Genomic DNA, 18,070 nt, shown 5'->3' with positions numbered 1-18,070 from the left:
GTGACGGTCCGATGACCGGAAACCGCTCGCCCACCCCTTGTAGCGGTGGAATCCCACGAAAACAGTCAGACTGTCACTTTCTTCCAACACCACCCTCGTCGTCCGGCCGGAGGCAGGGTGGGCAGACAGGCGCCGGCGAGGGTTTTCAGGGCTCTCGCGATCAGGATTCCGGGGGATGGGCGCGGTAGGGACGTGGCCCCGCCCGCTTCCCGGGGGAGCGCGGTAGAGTGCGAAACCATGCACTCCGTCCCTTCGCGCCCGTTCGCGCCGCGGGCCTTCCTGGCCTCGCTGACCTTCTGCGCTTCCGTGTTCGCCGCCTGTGGTGGTGAGAAGCCGGCTCCCACTCCGGACCCGCCGACGGTGACCCTCACCGTGCCGCAGCCCAACACGGCGGCCCCGTCGCTGACGGTGCGGGTCATCGTGTCCGGGTGTGACGCCGTGTCGCGGGTGGACATCTACGACAAGGACACGTTCCTGAAGACCGTGCCCTACACCAGCGGGTCCATGGACTTCGAGCTGGCCTCGAATGAGATCAAGTACACCCGCGGCCTCGCCGTGAGCCTGTCGCTCAACGCGCGGGCGACGTGCTCGGACGGCCGGACGAATTCGTCCCAGCCTCAGGCGGCCACGTTCCTGCCGGTGACGAAGGTCATCAAGGATCCGGACCCCAACGGCCAGGTGGTGACGGACTTCTTCATCGCCGAGGGCAGCGGCACCAGCGTCGCCTTCATCGGGTGCGGCAACCCCACCACGGGCTCCGGCACGCTCTTCCGCGTGGACTCCGCGGGCGTGGTGCGCAACTCGGTGGAGCTGGGCATCCCGTGCAGCTCCTCCACCGTCATCACCAGCATCAACTCGACGAGTGGCAAGCGGTGGGTGTGGACGCCGGGCTCGGGCGCCGTGGCGGTGGACTCCAACTTCGCCACCTCCGGCCGCACCGCGGCCACGTACAAGCTGCAGCAGCTGTCGGTGATGGCCAACGGCGACGCGCTGGTGAACGACCTCTACACGGTGTCGCGCCTCAAGCACACGTCGTCCGGCGGCTCCTTCCAGTGGATGTTCGAGAACGCGCCGCTGCAGCCCATCACCCCGCCCAAGGAGAAGGGCCAGCAGGTGCTGGTGGCCTATCCGAACACCGCGGGTGGCGGCGGGCCCGCCTTGCAGATCGAGGTCGCCACCCTGGACGCGAACGCCACGAGCCAGGACCTCCAGCCGGTGAGCACGCGCATCATCTACCAGTACAACGGCCTCATCAGCGCGCCGCCGCCCGCGTCGTTCAGCGTGGATGGCTCCACGCTCTTCATGTCCTTCGACTTCAACAACAACCAGTCGCGCATCGAGGCCTGCTCCACGGAGGCCGCGGGCTGCGAGGGCAACGCGTACCGGTGGTCCAGCACCACCTTCCCGGTGCCCATCCGCTTCCTGCTGCCGTTCAATGGCGGCGCGAAGGTGGCGGCCATTGGCGACCAGCGCGTGTGGTTCCTGAACTCGACGAGCGGCCTCGTCATGAACAAGGGCGGCACGTCCGTGGACGCGTCCGGGCAGCTGCGCATCCTCCAGGTGCAGCTGGGCCAGCCGACGAGCGCGGAGTTCTACCTGCTCACCGGCCCGAACGTGGCGGGCGCCCTGCCCCAGGAGATCGTCGCGGTGGACTCCGCCGAACAGGGCGAGCTGTTCCGCTACGAGGTCTCCAGCAGCCTGTCCTGCTCCGTGGATGACAGCGGGCGGCTGTGGATGCGCGTGGGCAACAACCTGGTCCAGGCCCTCACGCTGCCCGAGTACCGCGCCGTCAAGCCGTGACGGCGGGCCTCAGGGCCTGTCGGCGACGAGGAGCGCTTCCACGTTGCCGGCGGGCCCAGGCACAGGCGAGTCCATCAACCCGCGCACGCTGAGCCCGTGCTCGCGCACGAAGGCCGTCACGGTGTCGATGGCGTCCTGACGCGCTTGCGGGTCGCGCACCACGCCGCCCTTGCCCACCCGCTCCGGGCCCACCTCGAACTGGGGCTTCACCAGGGCGATGAGCAGCCCGCCCGGTGAGAGGAACGGCAGCACCGACGGCAGCACCTGGGTGAGCGAGATGAAGCTCACGTCGATGACGACCACGCCTACCTTCTCCGGCAGGTCCTCGTCCGTGAGGTAGCGCGCGTTGACCCGCTCGCGGGAGCGCACGCGCGGATCCACGCGCAGCTTCTCGTGCAGCTGGCCGTAGCCCACGTCGATGGCGTGCACCCGCACCGCGCCGTGCTGGAGCAGGCAGTCGGTGAAGCCGCCCGTGCTGGCGCCGATGTCCGCGCCCACGCGGCCCGTCACGTCCAGGCCGAAGCGGTCCATGGCCCCCTTCAGCTTGAGGCCGCCGCGCGACACGTACGGCATCACCTCGCCCTTGAGGCGCAGCTCGGCCTCCACCGGCACGAGGGAGCCGGGCTTGTCCACACGCTGGTCCGCCACTACCACCTGGCCGGCGAGGATGAGCGCCTGGGCCTTGGTACGCGACTCGGCGAGCCCGCGCTCCACCACCAGCACGTCCAGGCGTTCCTTCTTCGGCTTCACCGGTTCTCCTCTCCCAGCAGCGCACGGCCCGCGCGCAGCAGGCCCGCCGCATCCAGTCCCAGCTGCGTGCGCTGCACCCGCGCGTCTCCGTGCGGCAGGAAGACATCCGGCATGCCCAGGAGCGTCACGCGGGGGGATACGCCCGACGCGGCGTACAGCTCCAGCACCGCGCTGCCCAGGCCGCCCCGGACGGTGCCCTCCTCCGCCACCACCACGTGCCCGCCCGCCGCGGCCTCCAGCAGCGCGGCTTCATCCAAGGGCCACGCCCGGCGCGCGTCCAGCACGCTCCAGTCCGGTTCGCTCCGCACGGCCTCCAGCGCGGACAGGCCCAGCGGGCCCAGCGTCACCAAGGTCAGCCGTGAGCCGGGCACACGCTTCAGCCAGCGGGCGCCCGGCATGGGGAGCGCGGCCGGTGTCAGCCGCGAGGCCGTGGAGCTCTTGCCCCCCTCCGCGCCAGCGCGCGCGTCGTGCGCCGACGCCTCGGTCCCGTCCTGCGCCAGCTCCGGCGGCAGGTCCGGCAGAGTGCCGCGCGGGAAGCGCAGCACGGAGGGCCCGGAGGCCTGGAGCGCGGTGGCGAGCATGGGCCCCAGGTCCTCACCCACCACCGGAGCCCACTGCGTGAGGCCCGGCAGCGGCCGGAGGAAGGACACGTCGTAGGCGCCCTGGTGTGTGGCGCCGTCCGCGCCCACGAGCCCCGCCCGGTCCACCGCGAAGACGACGGGCAACCCCGGCAGGCACACGTCGTGGACCACCTGGTCGTACGCGCGCTGGAGGAAGGTGGAGTAGATGACGCACACCGGCTTCGCGCCCGCCGCGGCGAGCCCCGCGCAGAACGTCACCGCGTGCTGCTCCGCGATGCCCACGTCGTGCACTCGGTCCGGGAAGCGCGCCTTCAAGCCGGTGAGCGCGCTGCCCTCCAGCATCGCGGGCGTCACGGCCACCACGCGCGGGTCGCGCTCCAGCGCATCACCCAACACCTGGGCGAAGGCCTCGCTGTACGTGGGCCGTCCCCCGCGCGAGCGCACCAGCTTTCCGTCGCGCCACTCGTACGGCCCCATCGCGTGGCCGCGCGTCTGCTCGTCGGCTTCGGCAGGCGGGAAGCCGCGCCCCTTCTTCGTCAGCGCGTGCACCACCACCGGACGCGATGACGCCTTCGCCTCGCGCAGCACCCGCGTGAGCGCGCCCAGGTCGTGCCCGTCCACCGGGCCCAGGTAGGTGAAGCCCAGCGATTCGAAGAAGGCGCGGGCGTTGCGCGTGCGCAGGAGCGCGGGGATGGCGCCCACGTTCGCGCTGATGGACATCTGGTTGTCGTTGAGCACCACCACGAGCGGCAGCGGGCTCCCCCCCGCGTTGTTGAGACCCTCGAAACTCAGGCCGCCGGTGAGCGCGCCGTCGCCCACCACCGCCACCACGTGGCCCGAGTGCCCCAGCTGCCGCCGGCCGGAGAGCAGGCCCAGCGCCGCGGAGATGGCCGTGCACGCATGCCCGGCCGCCAGCGCGTCGTGGTGGCTCTCCCGCGGATCCAGGAACGGCGCGATGCCGTCCGCCTGCCGCAGCGTGTGCATCCGGTCGCGCCGGCCGGTGAGCAGCTTGTGCGCGTATGCTTGGTGCCCCACGTCGAAGAGGAGCGCGTCCTGCGGCGTGTGGAAGACGCGGTGCAGGGCCACGACCAACTCGACCGCGCCCAGCGACGCGCCCAGGTGGCCTCCGACGCGGCCGCAGGTGGTGATGATGGCCTCGCGCAGCGCCTCGCACAGGCCGGGCAGCGCGTCCTCGGGGAGCGCGCGCACATCCGCGGGAGACGCGACACCGGACAGCACGTCCGCCATCAGGACTTCCGCTCCACCGAGTAGCGCGCCAGCGCCGCCAGCGGACCGTCCACGCCCTCCAGCGGACGCACCGCCGCCTCCGCGCGGGCCACCAGCTCGTCTGCCATGCGGCGGGACTCGTCCAGCCCCACCACCGCCGGGAAGGTGAAGCGCCCGGCCTCCGCGTCCGCGCCCACCGGCTTGCCCATGGCCTCCGCGCTGGAGGTCACGTCCAGCACGTCGTCGGCAATCTGGAAGGCCAGGCCCACCGCCTCACCGTACGTCACCGCGCTGGCGAGCGCCGCCGCGTCGCCACCGGCCGCCAGGACGCCCATCCGGCACGCCGCGAGGATGAGCGCGCCCGTCTTCATCCGGTGCAACCGCAGGAGGTAATCCAAAGCCGCGGCCCGGTCCGCCGCGATGTCCAGCGCCTGCCCGCCCACCATCCCGCTCGCGCCCGCCGCGCGCGCCAGCTCCGCGCACAGGAGGCCGCGCACCGGCTCCGGTCCGGAGGCGAGCACGTTGAAGGCCTCCGTCAACAGCCCGTCCCCGGCCAGCAGCGCCACCGGCTCGCCGTAGACCTTGTGGTTCGTGGGCAGGCCCCGGCGCAGGTCGTCGTTGTCCAGGGAGGGCAGGTCGTCGTGCACCAGCGAATAGGTGTGTACGTACTCCAGCGCGCAGGCCGCGTCCGCCACGACGGCGGCGTCGGTGCTCGACTTGGACACCGCGTCCGCGAAGGCCAGGCACAGCACCGGGCGCAGGCGCTTGCCCCCCGCGAGCAGCGAGTAGCGCATGGACTCCGCCAGCCGGGGCGGCGTGCCCGCGGGACCCAGGCGGTCCGCGCGTTCGAGCAGGAGCGCCTCCACCCGCGACTGCTGGGTGCGCATGAAGGGGTCCAGGTTGAAAGCGGCCATCGTCGTCAGGGCTCCTTCGCCACGTCGGCGGGGATGAGTTCGCGGATGCGCTTGACGAGCGCGTCCAGCTCCAGCGGCTTCACGAAGTAGTCGGCCGCGCCGACCTCCATGCCTCGCCGCTTGTCCTCCGGGTCTCCCCGCCCGCTGATGAAGATGATGGGGATGTCCCGGAACTGCTTGTTCTGCTTCACGGCCTGACACAGCTCGAAGCCGTTGATCCAGGACATGTTCACGTCCAGGAGGATGGCGTGCGGCCGGTGCAGCTCCAGCGACGCGACGAGCCGCAGGCCATTGGCCGCGGACATGACCTCGAACCCCTCGGCCCCCAGGGCCTCGGCGAGCAGCTCGCGCGTGTCGCGGTCGTCATCGACAATTGTAATCTTCGGCTTCGACATGCCCGGCCTCCACCCTTCCCCTGATACCTAGAACGGGACATCGTCCTCCGGTGGCGGACGCGCCTGCGCGCTCGTCCGGGGGGCAGCCTGCGGAGCGGGCCGGGCCGCCACCGCCAGCGGCGCCGCCACGTCCTGGCCGTCCTCGTCCACCAGCAGCTGTTCGATTCGCTGCTCGGCCTCCGTGAGCAGCTTCTCACCCCGGCGGACGAGGCGGATGCCCTCCTCGAACGCCTTGAGCGACTCTTCCAACGACAGGTCGCCGCTTTCCAGCCGCGCCACTGTGTCTTCCAAGCGCGACACCACGTCTCCGTACTGCTCCGGAGCGGGCTCCACCTTGGGGTTCTTGTCCGACTTCGCCACGGCCATCCACCTCCCCGAGCGGGGCGCGGAATGTAGAGGGTGGCCCGCTAGCAGTCCACCGGGCCTTTCAGGCTGGTAACGGTGGCTTCGATTTCTTCACACCCGCCCAGGGTTTTCGCCCCGTGGGCCGCCAGCTTGATGCCCAGCACGTCCCCCACCACCACGTCCGCCGTGGAGCGCACCACGACGCCGTCCCGCTGGCGGAACGTCACCGCATAGCCGCGAGACATCACCTTCAGGGGGCTCAGGGCGTCCAGGCGGCCCCCCAACCGTCCGAAGTGCGTCTGCGCGGTCGCCAGCATGCCCCGCTGCAGCTCCAGGAGCCGCGAGCGCGTCTGGGCCACCTTCGCCCGCTCGGCCGCCACCCGCGCCGTAGGGGATTGCCGCTCCAGCCCCAGCCGCGCGTCCGCCAGCGCGCCCCGCCGACGGGTGACGCCCGCGCGTGCTGCCTCCGACAGGCGCATGGCCAGCTTGAGCAGGTGGGCCCGCTGTTCCGACAGCCGCGTCTGGGGCCGCGCCCGCTGCAGCCGCTCCTGCAGGGCTCGCAGCGTCTCCCGGTGCTCGCGCGCGCGCGGGCGCAGGACGCGCATCATCGCCTCCACCTGTTCGGACAGGTGCAGGCGCTGGTGGTTCACCTCGCGGCGAGGGTCCGGCAGCCGCGCGCGAAGCTGGCCCTGGCTCTGACGCAGCTCCAGCACCCGGCGCTCCATGGCCCGGCGCAAGCGGCCGGACTGCGTGGCCAGCGTCAGCTCCAGGTCGGCCAGCACCGGCGCCAGCCGCTCCGCCGCCGCGCTGGGCGTGGGCGCGCGCAGGTCCGCGACGAAGTCCGAAATGGTGAAGTCGATTTCGTGGCCGATGGCGGACACCACCGGCACCGGCGAGGCGAAGATGGCGCGCGCCACCCGCTCCTCGTTGAACGTCCAGAGGTCCTCCACGGAGCCTCCGCCGCGCGTCACGACGATGACGTCCACGTCGGTGCGCGAAAGCCGCTCGATGGCCCGCGCCACGTCCTCCGCGGCGCCCTCACCCTGCACGCGCGCGTCCGCCAGCAGCACGCCCAGCCGGGGGTTGCGCGAGTGCAGCACGCGCAGGAAGTCCTGGAGTGCCGCGCCGGTGCGGCTGGTGACGACGCCGATGCGCCGGGGCAGGAACGGCACGGGCCGGGGCGGCCGCACGCGCCGGTCGCCGATGAGCCCCTCCGCCGCCAGCCGCTGCTTGAGCTGCTCGAACGCGAGCGCCAGCGCGCCCTCGCCCACCGGCTCCAGCCGGGACACGATGAGGCTGTAGCGGCCCTGCGGCTCGTACAGGTCCACGCTGCCCTCGGCCACCACCTCCATGCCGTCGCGCAGCGCGAAGCGGATCCGCCCCGCCATGGACGCCCACACCTTCGCGTCGATGGAGGCGTCCGCGTCCTTGAGCGTGAAGTACCAGTGGCCGCGCGCGTTGGCGCCCCGGAAGCTGGACACCTCACCGCGAACCATCACGCGCGGGAAGCGCGTCTCCACCGTCTGCTTGATCTGCCGGGTGAGCTCGCCCACCGACAACACCGTGCGCTCCGGGCGCGGCGGCGGGGTGACGGCGGCCGGAGGCGGCGGAGCGATTTCAGCCACCGGCGCGGTCGAAGGAGCCAGGGGAGCCGGGGGGGCAGGAGGCGTCTTGCCTCCGCTGGCGGCCTTCGCCGGTGCGGGACGCAAGGGGGGTAGCAGCGACGTGCCGAACAGGTCGCCCTGCCCCGGCTCATCGGCCGGAGGCGGCTCCAGCCCCTTGCGCTTCTTCATCGCGACAGCTTCTCGACCCAGCCCTGGGCCTTGCCGTGCAGCTCGTCGTCAGGCGGCGTCATCGCGACGACGTCGCGGAACTTGGGCAGCGCGTCCTCCGGGCTGGAGTCCTTGATGGAGTAGGCCTGCATGTACAGGTCCTTCGCCTTGCCCTTGAGGTCGTTGACGATATTGGCGGCGCCCGTGTGGTTGGGGTCCGCCTGGAGCGCGCGGCGGGCGAACTCCATGGCGCGCGACCACTGGCCGGCGGCCTTCGCGCCCGCGGCGCTCTTGTAATAGATGGTTCCCGCGCGGGTGCCCGCGTTGCGCCCCATCTTGCTGCCGCGCCCGTCGGTGATGTCCTTGTCCAGCGCGAGCAGCCGGGTCAGGCCCTTCGCGTCCAGATCCTCCAGCTTCTTGTAGAGGTTGCCGAACTCCGTCACCTGTCCCATCACCTGCTTGCACTGGGACGTCTTGCCGGCGCACGCGTTGAGGATGGCCACCGCGCCGGTGATGTCACCGTCGCGGAAGCGCTCCACCGCGGGCTCCCACGGCTTGGGCGCCGCGGCCACGCGCACGGGGTCCGGACGCGTCAGGTCCGCGATGACACGCGCGGCGTCGTCGTTGACCAGCTTGCCGTCGCGGTGCTCGGGGAAGGTCGCGAGCACGTCGTCGGTGATGGCCTTGGCCTTCTGCACGTTATCCAGCTGGCGGGTGTCCAGGAGCCCCTTGGCCTCCTTCGTGCGCGTGTCGGCGGCGTCCAGCAGGTTCTTGCGCGCCGTCTTCAGCTGCTCGTACTGCTGGGTGTCGCTGGTCACCTTATCGATGGACGCCTTCGCGCTGGCCAGCTCGCCCTTGGTCAACGCCGCCTGGGCCGCGCTCAGGTGTTTCTGGTTGGGAATCTCCCGGTCCGCGGCCTTCAGGTAGTCCTCCACGCCGGGGTAGTCCGACGCCCGCGTGTGGAGCTCCTCCAGCTTCGCCTTGGCCTGCTCCCACTGGCCCTCGCGCACCAGGTTCTTGGCCTCCTGGAAGAGGCCGCCCAGTTGCGCGCGGTACTCACGCTGCTCCGCCTCGATGCGGCCCTGCTCCTCCGCCTGCTGCCGCATGCGCGAGCGCGCGACGCCCAGGCCCGCGAAGAGCACCACCAGCACGGCGACGCCCGCGAGCTTCATCCGCATGCGCTTGCGCTGCGCTTCCGGCGTGAGCTCCGCGGCGGCGGCGGCGCGCGACGTCTGCGGGCGCGCACGGCCCTCCCGGGCGGGACGCGTGGGCACGGCCGTGGGAGCTCGGCCCGCCGCCGTGGACGGACGGGGCCGGGAGCCGGTGGGGGCCTGCACCTTCGCGGTGCTGTTGGCGGTGTCCTCGTAACGCAGCTCCGAGTCGCCCAGCGTGATGACGTCGCCGTTGGCGAGGAGCGTCTCCTCGGCGATGGGCTCGCCGTTGAGGATGGTTCCGTTGCCGGAGCCCATGTCACTGACCATCCAGCCCGAGGACTCCTTGCGCAGCGTCACGTGCTTGCGGGAGACGGACGTGTCCTGGATGCAGATGGGGTTGTCGGCGGAGCGGCCGACCGTGTACTCGAGCTCGGAGAGCGCGAACTCCTCACCCTCCATGGGGCCGGCGACGACGACGAGCTTCGCGGGGCGGGCCGCGGCGGCACCGGCGGTCGACCGGCGGACCGGCGCGCGCGATCCGCTCCCGGAGGAGGGCGTACCGGACGTAGGCCGTCGGCGGGCGGGGGGAGGTGCGTTCGACATGGCGGTCACCGCGTCCTGCTGAGGGGGGCACGGGCCCTAAAGCTCGTGCTCATAGGCTTTTTCCTGCGCGAGATTGTGGCAGCGATGCTCAGCCGTAGGGAAGCGTCTCCGTACGTCTTCCAGGGTCGCGACCGCATCCCGTCGGCTGCGGAACTGAACCGCCCGCTGGAACTGCATCATCAGCTGGCTGCAGCGGTGGTCCAGCTCCATTGAAATCTGGGCAATCCGCTCCCGGACGTCCTCGTAAAGCTCCGGCTTGTCGTCCAGCGCTTCCAGGGTGATCCAAGCGGCGCGGTATTCCCGCCACGCCTTGAACAGGTTCTCCGCGCCCACATCCTTGAGCTCGTAGAAGCGGGCCCCCGCCGTCGCGGCCTCCCGGGCGGAGGCGACCAGCTGATCCGGCGGCGCCTCCGGCACCGGGATGATCTCCAGCCGCAGGTTCCAGATGCGCCACGGGTCGCGGCCGGGCGGGTTGAGGGCGTTGTCGAAGAGGATCTGGTTGTTGGCGTTGCGCCGCAGGAGGCTGGGCGGGAGGATCTGCTCCAGCTCACGCTCGGCCGTCTGCGCAGTGTCCGGGGGCACCCAGCCCAGGGACACGCCGTTGAGGGACAGGTTGACCTCGTCCCGGGCGATGCTGCTGGCCTGGTAGTGCAGCACCGCCACGGCGCGCGTGGGGGACACGAAGCGGAAGTCGAAGAGCTTGTCGTCGGCGTGGACCCAGCGCACGCCGTCGCCCAGGCCGAAGGAGTCCGTCACCGGCTCCATGCCCAGCTTGAAGGGTTCGCTGCCCGGGAGCCGGATGGCCGTGGGGACCGCGAGCGCCACGAGCAGCGTCACCACGCACAGCACGGCCACGCCCGCCAGCGACGCGAAGGCGATCCGCTTGGGCAGCGACTGGCGCTTCCAGAAGAGGATGAACCGGCCCTGGAGTGACTTGCCCAGCTGACGCCGTTGACGAGCCTTGTCGGCGGCGGACGAGGGCTCGACCTTCGCGACGACCGTCACCGGGCCGTTGGGCACGGGCTGGACGAAGGAGTCTTCCAGGTCGGCCGGCACGGGCTGGGTGGCATCCCCCTCCACGTCCGCGGAGGGCACGGGGGCCAGTGGGAACTCGCCCGGCAGCGGGCCGGGGTCCAGGGTCGGGGCAGGCGCGGCCCGGTCCCGGCCGACGAACGTCACCGGCTCCGGCGATGGCGGCGGGACGGGAGGGCTCGAGGCCGGCGGAGGCGCCACGGGGGCGGGGGCAACCTGGCCCGTGAAGGTCCCCGAAGCCCGGGTCTCCTCGGGGGCCGCGTAGAGGTCATCGTCCTGGCCGACGAAGGTCGAGGGCTCGCTGGAGTCGGGCGCGGGGACGGGAGCGCTCGCGACGCGCACCGGAGGGGCCACGAGCGGACTGACCGGAGTGATGGGCCGGAGGTCGAGAACGGTCCGCTCCTCGGGCTCCTCCATCATCGGCGGAGGCAGCGCGGGCAAGGCCGCCGGTGGCGGCGCCGACTCTTCCAGGGGAGGCGCTTCCGGGGTCGCCGGAATCGCCATCAGCGTGCGCTCCTCGGGCTCGTCCAGCTCCGGGAGCGACAGCACGGGGGGCGGCACCACGGCGGGCACGAGCGAGTCCACCGTGGAGATCGCCATCAGCGTGCGCTCCTCGGGCTCGTCCAGCTCCGGGAGCGGCAGTACGGGAGACAGCGCCGCGGCGGGTGCGTCCGCCGTGGGGATCGCCATCAGCGTGCGCTCCTCGGGTTCATCCGGCACCACGGGGGCCAGATCCACGGGAGGCGGTACGACGGAAGGCCGAGCCGGAGGCGGCGGAGCCATGAGCCCCGGCGGCGACATCAACGGCAGTCCAGGCGCGGAAGCCGCGGCGCCCCGGGACACTGGAGCAGCGGACGCGCGCGCGGCGCCAAGCCCCAGCGAGGGACGGTTCAGCGCGGGCGCGCCGACACCAGGCAGGTTCGCGACGCCGTTCCGCTTGGCGGGAGCCGCGGGCTCGGCAGGAGCTGAAGCGGCGGCCTTCCCCTGCGAGGAGGTCGCAGTCGAGGCAGGAACTCCAGCCGCGGGATGTTCGAGCGCGGTGGGGTGCGAGGGGGCCGGGGCAGCCTCCAGCGCGGACGACCTGCCCGGTCCCGAGGCACCGACCGCTGACAGTCCCGGCCCGGAGGCCCGGACGGAGGCGGAAGGTCCCGGAGCCTTGTTCACGGCCGGAGCGCTCAGCACCGGGGGGCCAGCAGGAGCCTTGGCCGGCGCACCCGCGCCCGAAGCAGCAGGACCCAACACCGGGGGCCCGGCGGGAGTCCTGGCAGGCGCGGTCGCGCCCGGCGCCGAAGGCCCCAACACAGGAGGCGCGGCGGGAACCTTGCCCGAAGCAGCCGACGCGGAGGCACCCAGCGCAGGCGGACCCGGAGGAGGCCTGGGCGGAGTCGCCGCACCCGTCACGGCAGCTCCCTGCACGGGCGCTCCAGGTGCAGGCCGAGCCGGCGCAGCGGATGCCGGCGAGGAAGCTCCCAGCACAGGAGGCCCGGCGGAAGGCTTGGGCGGAGCCGCCGCACCCGGCGCGGAAGCGCTGAGCGCAGGCCCCGGTGGAGGCCGGACCTGCGCGGCCGCACCCGGCGCGGGGGCAGTGACCGCCGGCAGATCCGGAGCGGAGGGCCGCTTCGGTGTGGCGGCCGGCACCGGCATCGCCGGGGTCGCCCCACCCTTCGCAGCGGGCACCGCCATTCCCGGGCGCGGCGGGGATGCAGGCCGGGCCATGGCCGGCATCGACTGCTGGTAGCTCGTGGGCGCCGCTTCGATCTCCGCGAGCGAGGCCTGCCCCAAGCCCTGCGGCGACACGTTCGCGTGGGGCGGCGCGAGCACCCGCCGGATGGGCCGGGTGACGTCGTCGTCATCCTCCGGCGGCATCCACACGAAGGTGAACTCCACGGGCCCCACGGTGATGCGGTCGCCGTCGCGCAGCTGCTTCTCGCCGGCCAGCGGCTGGCCGTTCAGCTGCGTGCCGTTCGCGCTGCCAACGTCCGCGGCGAAGTAGCGCCCATCCCTCGCCGTGATGCGGGCATGACGCCGGGAGACACCGTGGTCATGCAGCACCAGGTCGTTCTCCGAGGTCCGGCCGATCTTCACTTCGGCCTGCTCGAAGGCGAGCTCCCGTCCGACCTGGAGCCCCTGGGTGATGGTGAGCAGGATGGGCAGAGGACTAGCCCCCGACGTTGCCGAACATGAACTGGAACACGATGGGCCCGAAGAGCACCATGAACACCGTCGGGAAGATGCAGGCGATGAGCGGGAAGAGCATCTTCACCGGCGCCTCGCCCGCCAGCTTCTCGGCGCGCTGCGTGCGGTCGATGCGCATCTGCGTGGACTGGATGCGCAGCACCTTGCCCAGGCTCGTACCCATCTTGTCCGCCTGGATCAGCGCCGTGACAAACGTCGTCAGCGACGGCAGGTCCACGCGCACGATCATGCTCTTGAGCCCCTCTTCACGCGTCTTGCCCATCTTGAGCTGCTTGAGCACCAGCTGCAGCTCTTCACGCAGCGGACCCTGGCGGCCCTTCTCCACCACCTTCGCCAGCGCGCCCGTGAAGTCCATGCCCGCTTCCACCGACAGCGTCAGCAGGTCCAGGTTGTACGGAAGCGCGCGGCTGATGGCCAGGTGACGGCGCTTCACCTGATCGTTCAACCAGATGAGCGGATAGAACAGGCCCAGCAGCATCACCAGCAGCGACCAGGCCAGGTTCATGCCCATGCCGTTGACGACGAACAGGCCGGCCAGGAGCGCGAAGAAGGCGCTGATCTCCTGAAGCGCCATGATGTCCTCGGGCTTGTACTGCGACGGCTCGCCCGCCTTGATCAGCTTGCGGCGCGTCTTGGACTCGTAGCCCGGCCACATGAAGCGCCGGTTCATCGAGCCCAGCTTGCGGACGGCGACGGAGCCAGCGCCCTTCATGCCGCCCGCGGACTCGTCGCGGACTTCCGTGAGGAAGCGCTCCAGGAGGTTGGAGTACAGGCCGATGCCCAGGAACGCCACCGCGCCCGCGGTCAGCAGTGCCGAGCCGCCCATCAGCAGAAATGTCAGGACTTCCTGCACGGTGCGCCTCGTTTCAGATGTCGATGTTGACGATGCGCCGGATGATGAGGATGCCCATGATCTCCATGATGGCGATGATGGTCACCAGGATGTAGCCGAAGATGTGGTTCATCATCGGCTCCATCAGGTCCGGACGCATGTAGTTGAGAACCATGCCCAGCACCGCCGGCATGGCCGCGACGATCCACCCTTGAAGCTTGCCCTGGGAGGTCAGCGCGTCGATCTTGCCTTCCAGACGGAAGCGCTCGCGGATCACCGTGGAGATGGTCTCGAACATCTCCGCCATGTTGCCGCCCAGCTGGCGCGCGATGTTGGTGGACACCACCACCAGCTCCAGGTCGTCGCTGCCCACGCGCTTGCCCATGTTGACGAGCGCTTCTTCCAGCGGCACGCCCAGCTTCACTTCCTTCACGAAGAGGCCGAACTCCTGGGACAGGGGCGGCATCGCTTCGCGCGCCACGTGCTCAATGGCCTGGGGGAACGTGAGGCCCGCCTTGAACGCGTTGGCCATGGCCTGCAGCGCGTCCACCAACTGCACGTTGAACTTCTTGATGCGGCGCTTGCGGTAGTGCTTCACGAGCAGCATCGGCAGGAAGAAGCCGAAGATGGTCGCGAGCACCGCGAGGATGGGGTTGAAGACGATGTAGCTGAGGATGCCCAGGAGGCACATGCAGGCGATGTTGAGGATCAACATCTGCCGCGCGTCGATGAAGAGGAACATGTCGCTCAAGTCGTTCATCGACTTGGCGACGTACCGCTCCTGGTACTGCTCATACGCCTTCGACAGGACGCTGAAGATCACCAGGCTGAAAAAGAACACCGAGCCGGTGACGAGAAGGAGGACGATACCTGCGAGCATGGGCGCGAATCCCCGGGGGATGAGGGAGGGGTCGGCAGGGCCGCTTCAGCCGTGAGCGAAGCGGCCCCGCGCGCAGGACTACGGAGAGCCGGCCGAGGCCTTCTCGCCGCCGCCACTGCCCTTGATGATCTGGATGATCTCCCGGCGCTTCTGCTCCAGCACACGGGTGCGTTCACCGGAGAGCAGCGTGCTGATGGTCGCGCGGCCACGCTCCTCGATGAGGTCCACGTCGTCCTCGTTGCGCAGGGACAACGTCAGCTGGCCCAGTTCCGCCGCCAGCACCAGGATCTCCGCCTCTTCCGGCAGCACCATCAGCGAGACGTTGGAGTACTCGCGCTGGTTCTCCGGGATGAGGTTGATGTTCGTGGTGCCGGTGATCTTACCCGTGGCGACCACGATGATGTTCTGCAGCAGCGTCACCGCGACGCTCTCGTCCGTCTGCGGATCGCGGAACGTGCCGATGATGTCCACGTGGTCGTTCGGGCGAATCCACCCGCCCACGGACGTGGTCTGCTTCGCCTCGATGGTGATGGCGCGCGCCTTCTTCTGCACCTTCGTGGACAGGCGCTCGGCGGCCTTCGTCGTCTCGAACTGGCTCCAGAGGATGGGGTCGCCGGCCTGCAGCGCCACCAGCACCTTCTGGTTCACGATGTAGTTGGCGGAGTCCGGCTTCACCACCGACGAGGTGACGAACTGCTCCGGCACCGAGCGCTGGGAGATCATCTCGTACGTGATGACCGAGCCCTCGGGCATGTCCTGGCCCGCCACCACCACGGGAACCAGGTTCCACCCGCGGCGCACATCGGATTCCTTCTTCTTGATGGCCGAGTAGGCCACGATGCCCGCGAGCAAACCGAGCACCAGTGCGACGACGAGTGGGGTCTTACCCTTCAACATGGTTCAAAGTCCTCCAGAACGGTGGGGCGCCGTCGTGGCGGCAGGACTGCTTTGGACGAGGGGGCGATGCCAGGGCGCGAACGAGGCAAGATGTTAGCCATGCCCCAGAGCAGGTGTCAAAACCACCTCTCGTGACAAAGCGGAATCCCGGGACTGCCGGAGCTCGCGGAGCCTGTCCGCCCAGGGGGGAGGACGGCTCGACGCAGTGAGTTGATCCGCGGCCTTCCGTCCCTCAGGGGAAAGGCAGGTTCAGCACGAAGTAAAACGAGTCGTAATAGATCTGGTACGCCTCGAGGAACAGGTCGATGACGTTGGTCTGCCGGTCGTCCGTCCAGCGGATCTTCACCGTGGCGCCGACGACGAGCCCGACGATCAACACCCAGTTGATCATCGAGTACTCCACCATGGCCTGGCCACGGCGGGCCCGGCGCGGGGAGCGCGGCGGTGACTTCCGGGGGCTGTTCACGGGGGGAGCGTGCACGTCCGACGTCATGCTCCTATTATCCAGGACCCAGGCCCCGGACGCATCGGTCATGTGGACTGCCGCCCTCCCCTACTGCGCGGGCTGGGAAGGGGCGGCACTGGCCGGAGCAGACTCCGGAGCCGTGGCGGGCGAGGCCTGACGCATGCGGCGCTGGGCCAGCTGCGCCGCGCTGGAGCCGGGGGCCTCGTTGATGATCTGCCCGCAGATGGCGGCAGCCTCCCGGGTCCGTCCCTGGACGGACTCGGACTCGCAGAGCCGTGAGAGCAGGGCCAGCCGCTCACTGCCGCTGGCTCCAGCCGCGAGCGCGGCGCGCAGCAGCTGGGCCTCCCGGGCGCGGTCACCCTGGTTCGCCGCGGCCTGGGCCTGGGCGGACAGGTCGCGCGCCGTCATCGCCTCCTTGGAGGCGGACTTCTCCATGGGAGCCGGCTTCGCGGCCTGGGCCTGGGGGGACTCCGGCTTGGGCGTGGACGGAGGCGTCGCACCGCCGATGGAGCCCACGGCGGAGGGGGCCTTGGGCACGGCCTGGACCACGGGCGCGGAGGCCACGGCAGGAGGCGGCGGAGCCGCGCCCGCGGCCACGGCCTGGTCGTCATCCTCCGTCATGAGCCCACGGCCATAGGCCGCCTCGCCCAGCCGCAGCGAGTCGCCCTTCGCGCCCATGGCCTTGTCGCTGAGCTTTCCCGAGGAACGCCGTGCCGCGGGCTCATCCTTCGCGAGGTAGCCGTCGTTGGCCTGCTCTTCCTTCGGAGGCGCCTCCTGCTCGGCCACCCCGGCCGTCGCCTGCGAGAGCGCGGCGAAGTCGTCGTCCGCGTCCCGGACGGCCTTGGACATCTTCTTCTTGGGAGCCTCGGCTTCCGCGCGGCGCTCCAGCATCGCGCCACCACTGCCCGCGTTCATCCAGTCGGACGGACGCGCCGCGGCGGTGCCCTTGCGCTGCACCTTGGCCTCCACCTGGTTCTTCGTCACGTCCGGCGCGGGCGCGGCCGCCAGTTCGTCCGAGGCACCCTCGGGCACGTCCACTTCGAGGGTCGCGGTCGACGGCGCGGGGGCCAGGGAGCTCGGGGCGTTCCTCTCGCGCGTCGGCGACTCCTGCTTCGCCGCCGCCATCGTCGGGCTGGGTGCGACCCGCTGCGACAGGTTCGGCGCCAGGTCCAGGTTCTCGCTCACCGTCAACGTCAGGAGGCCGAAGGTGCCCACCGTGGCCAGGCCCACCGCGGGCAGCAGGAAGCGGCGCCAGCGCGAGGGCTTCGGCTCGGGGCCTGCGGCGGCTCGGCGCGCGGACTGCTGCGCGTACGCGAGCAGCGACTCCAGGCCCGCGTCCGGCGCGGGCTCCGACGACAGCTGCGCCATGGTGGTGCGCACGCCGCGGATGTCCGCCAGCGCCTTCGTGCAGCGCGCACAGCCCTGGACGTGCTGCTCCAGCACATGGGCCTCCGACGCAGGCAGTTCGCCATAGGCGAAGTCGAGGAGCCGGTCCTCGTGCGCGTGGGCATTCTGGGCATTCATCCCGCCACCGTCCTTCCATCCTCCGACAGGTCGCCGTCCACGCCCAGCTCACCCAGGCGGCGGCGCAGGCCCTCCAGCGCGTAGCGCATGCGGCTCTTCACCGTGTTCTCGGACACGCCTGTTACCTCGGCGATCTCCTTGAACGGGATGCCGCTGTACTCGCGCAGCACGAACACCTCGCGCTGCTCCTCCGGCAGGGCGGACAGGGCCCGCTCCAGCAGGGGCCGGAGGCGGGCGTTGTGCGCGCCGCGCTCCGGGCTGGCCCCGGCATCCGGCAGCCCCTCGCCCAACGGACGTCCCTCGTCGCCGTCGGCACCTGCCGAGGGGGCTTCCAGGGACGTCGTCTGGCGGTAGCTCTCTTTGCGCGTGCTGTCCACGCAGAGGTTCCTCGCGATGGTGTACAGCCAGGTCGTGAACCGGGCCTTCGGCTCGTATTCCCGGGCGCTGCGGACCACCTTGAGCCAGGTCTCCTGCAGCACGTCCTCCGCCCGCGCCCTGTGCCCTACGAAGCGCAGGATGAAGTTGAACACCGGCGCGCGGTGCTTGCGCACCAACGCATCGAACGCACGCGCGTTTCCCGCCTGGAAGGCGAGCATCAGCTGCTCGTCTGAGGTTTCGGGTGCCAAACTTCCCCCAGTGCCCATGAAGCCACGGGTGCCATCCCCTTCACCGCCCACGGCCTGTAACGGACAGCCGTGCGCG

The 18,070-nt window shown here is 70.9% G+C and carries 15 protein-coding genes; 1 reads left to right on the top strand and 14 read right to left on the bottom strand.

Annotated features, from left to right (window positions below):
- Positions 1 to 237: 237 nt before the first annotated feature.
- Positions 238 to 1,800, top strand: coding sequence for a hypothetical protein (locus D7Y04_RS13250; protein WP_121759563.1), 1,563 nt, complete (start codon positions 238 to 240; stop codon positions 1,798 to 1,800).
- Positions 1,801 to 1,809: 9 nt separating this feature from the next.
- On the opposite strand, the gene D7Y04_RS13245 is transcribed toward D7Y04_RS13250, so the two are convergent.
- The 14 genes from D7Y04_RS13245 to D7Y04_RS13180 form a co-directional block, all read right to left on the bottom strand.
- Positions 1,810 to 2,550 (bottom strand): TlyA family RNA methyltransferase, encoded by a 741-nt coding sequence (locus tag D7Y04_RS13245; RefSeq protein ID WP_121759562.1) that lies wholly within the window; start codon positions 2,548 to 2,550, stop codon positions 1,810 to 1,812.
- Positions 2,547 to 4,379, bottom strand: a complete 1,833-nt coding sequence (locus D7Y04_RS13240; RefSeq protein WP_121759561.1) for a 1-deoxy-D-xylulose-5-phosphate synthase — start codon at positions 4,377 to 4,379, stop codon at positions 2,547 to 2,549. The genes D7Y04_RS13245 and D7Y04_RS13240 overlap by 4 nt, the downstream gene beginning before the upstream one ends.
- Positions 4,379 to 5,272 carry a polyprenyl synthetase family protein gene (locus tag D7Y04_RS13235; protein WP_120598233.1) on the bottom strand — a complete coding sequence of 298 codons (894 nt, stop codon included), beginning with the start codon at positions 5,270 to 5,272 and terminating at the stop codon, positions 4,379 to 4,381. The genes D7Y04_RS13240 and D7Y04_RS13235 overlap by 1 nt, the downstream gene beginning before the upstream one ends.
- A 5-nt stretch (positions 5,273 to 5,277) precedes the next feature.
- The gene (locus D7Y04_RS13230; RefSeq protein ID WP_014397650.1) at positions 5,278 to 5,667 is read right to left on the bottom strand and encodes a PleD family two-component system response regulator; all 390 of its coding nucleotides are present in this window, start codon (positions 5,665 to 5,667) and stop codon (positions 5,278 to 5,280) included.
- A 27-nt stretch (positions 5,668 to 5,694) separates the two neighbouring features.
- Positions 5,695 to 6,033, bottom strand: coding sequence for an exodeoxyribonuclease VII small subunit (gene xseB / locus D7Y04_RS13225; RefSeq protein WP_120598232.1), 339 nt, complete (start codon positions 6,031 to 6,033; stop codon positions 5,695 to 5,697).
- Between the two features lie 41 nt (positions 6,034 to 6,074).
- Positions 6,075 to 7,805 carry an exodeoxyribonuclease VII large subunit gene (gene xseA / locus D7Y04_RS13220; RefSeq protein ID WP_121759560.1) on the bottom strand — a complete coding sequence of 577 codons (1,731 nt, stop codon included), beginning with the start codon at positions 7,803 to 7,805 and terminating at the stop codon, positions 6,075 to 6,077.
- Positions 7,802 to 9,541: an FHA domain-containing protein gene (locus D7Y04_RS13215; protein WP_233601392.1), complete on the bottom strand. Its 1,740-nt coding sequence runs from the start codon at positions 9,539 to 9,541 to the stop codon at positions 7,802 to 7,804. Before D7Y04_RS13215 ends, xseA begins: the two co-directional genes overlap by 4 nt.
- 36 nt (positions 9,542 to 9,577) lie before the next feature.
- Positions 9,578 to 12,658: an FHA domain-containing protein gene (locus D7Y04_RS45605; protein ID WP_233601391.1), complete on the bottom strand. Its 3,081-nt coding sequence runs from the start codon at positions 12,656 to 12,658 to the stop codon at positions 9,578 to 9,580.
- Between the two features lie 73 nt (positions 12,659 to 12,731).
- On the bottom strand, positions 12,732 to 13,622 hold the full coding sequence (locus tag D7Y04_RS13205; protein ID WP_120580962.1) for a type II secretion system F family protein: 891 nt from the start codon (positions 13,620 to 13,622) through the stop codon (positions 12,732 to 12,734).
- Positions 13,623 to 13,635: 13 nt separating this feature from the next.
- Positions 13,636 to 14,481, bottom strand: a complete 846-nt coding sequence (locus tag D7Y04_RS13200; protein WP_120580963.1) for a type II secretion system F family protein — start codon at positions 14,479 to 14,481, stop codon at positions 13,636 to 13,638.
- A 78-nt stretch (positions 14,482 to 14,559) separates the two neighbouring features.
- On the bottom strand, positions 14,560 to 15,378 hold the full coding sequence (gene cpaB, locus D7Y04_RS13195; RefSeq protein ID WP_120565598.1) for a Flp pilus assembly protein CpaB: 819 nt from the start codon (positions 15,376 to 15,378) through the stop codon (positions 14,560 to 14,562).
- A 232-nt stretch (positions 15,379 to 15,610) separates the two neighbouring features.
- On the bottom strand, positions 15,611 to 15,871 hold the full coding sequence (locus D7Y04_RS13190) for a hypothetical protein (RefSeq protein ID WP_120580964.1): 261 nt from the start codon (positions 15,869 to 15,871) through the stop codon (positions 15,611 to 15,613).
- A 60-nt stretch (positions 15,872 to 15,931) separates the two neighbouring features.
- Positions 15,932 to 17,368, bottom strand: coding sequence for an anti-sigma factor (locus D7Y04_RS13185; protein WP_121759558.1), 1,437 nt, complete (start codon positions 17,366 to 17,368; stop codon positions 15,932 to 15,934).
- Positions 17,365 to 18,012 carry an RNA polymerase sigma factor gene (locus D7Y04_RS13180; protein ID WP_120565707.1) on the bottom strand — a complete coding sequence of 216 codons (648 nt, stop codon included), beginning with the start codon at positions 18,010 to 18,012 and terminating at the stop codon, positions 17,365 to 17,367. Before D7Y04_RS13180 ends, D7Y04_RS13185 begins: the two co-directional genes overlap by 4 nt.
- Positions 18,013 to 18,070 lie beyond the last annotated feature (58 nt).

Source organism: Corallococcus sp. AB038B (genome assembly GCF_003668955.1).
GTDB lineage: Bacteria > Myxococcota > Myxococcia > Myxococcales > Myxococcaceae > Corallococcus > Corallococcus exiguus.
This window is presented reverse-complemented; position numbering and strand designations above follow the sequence as displayed.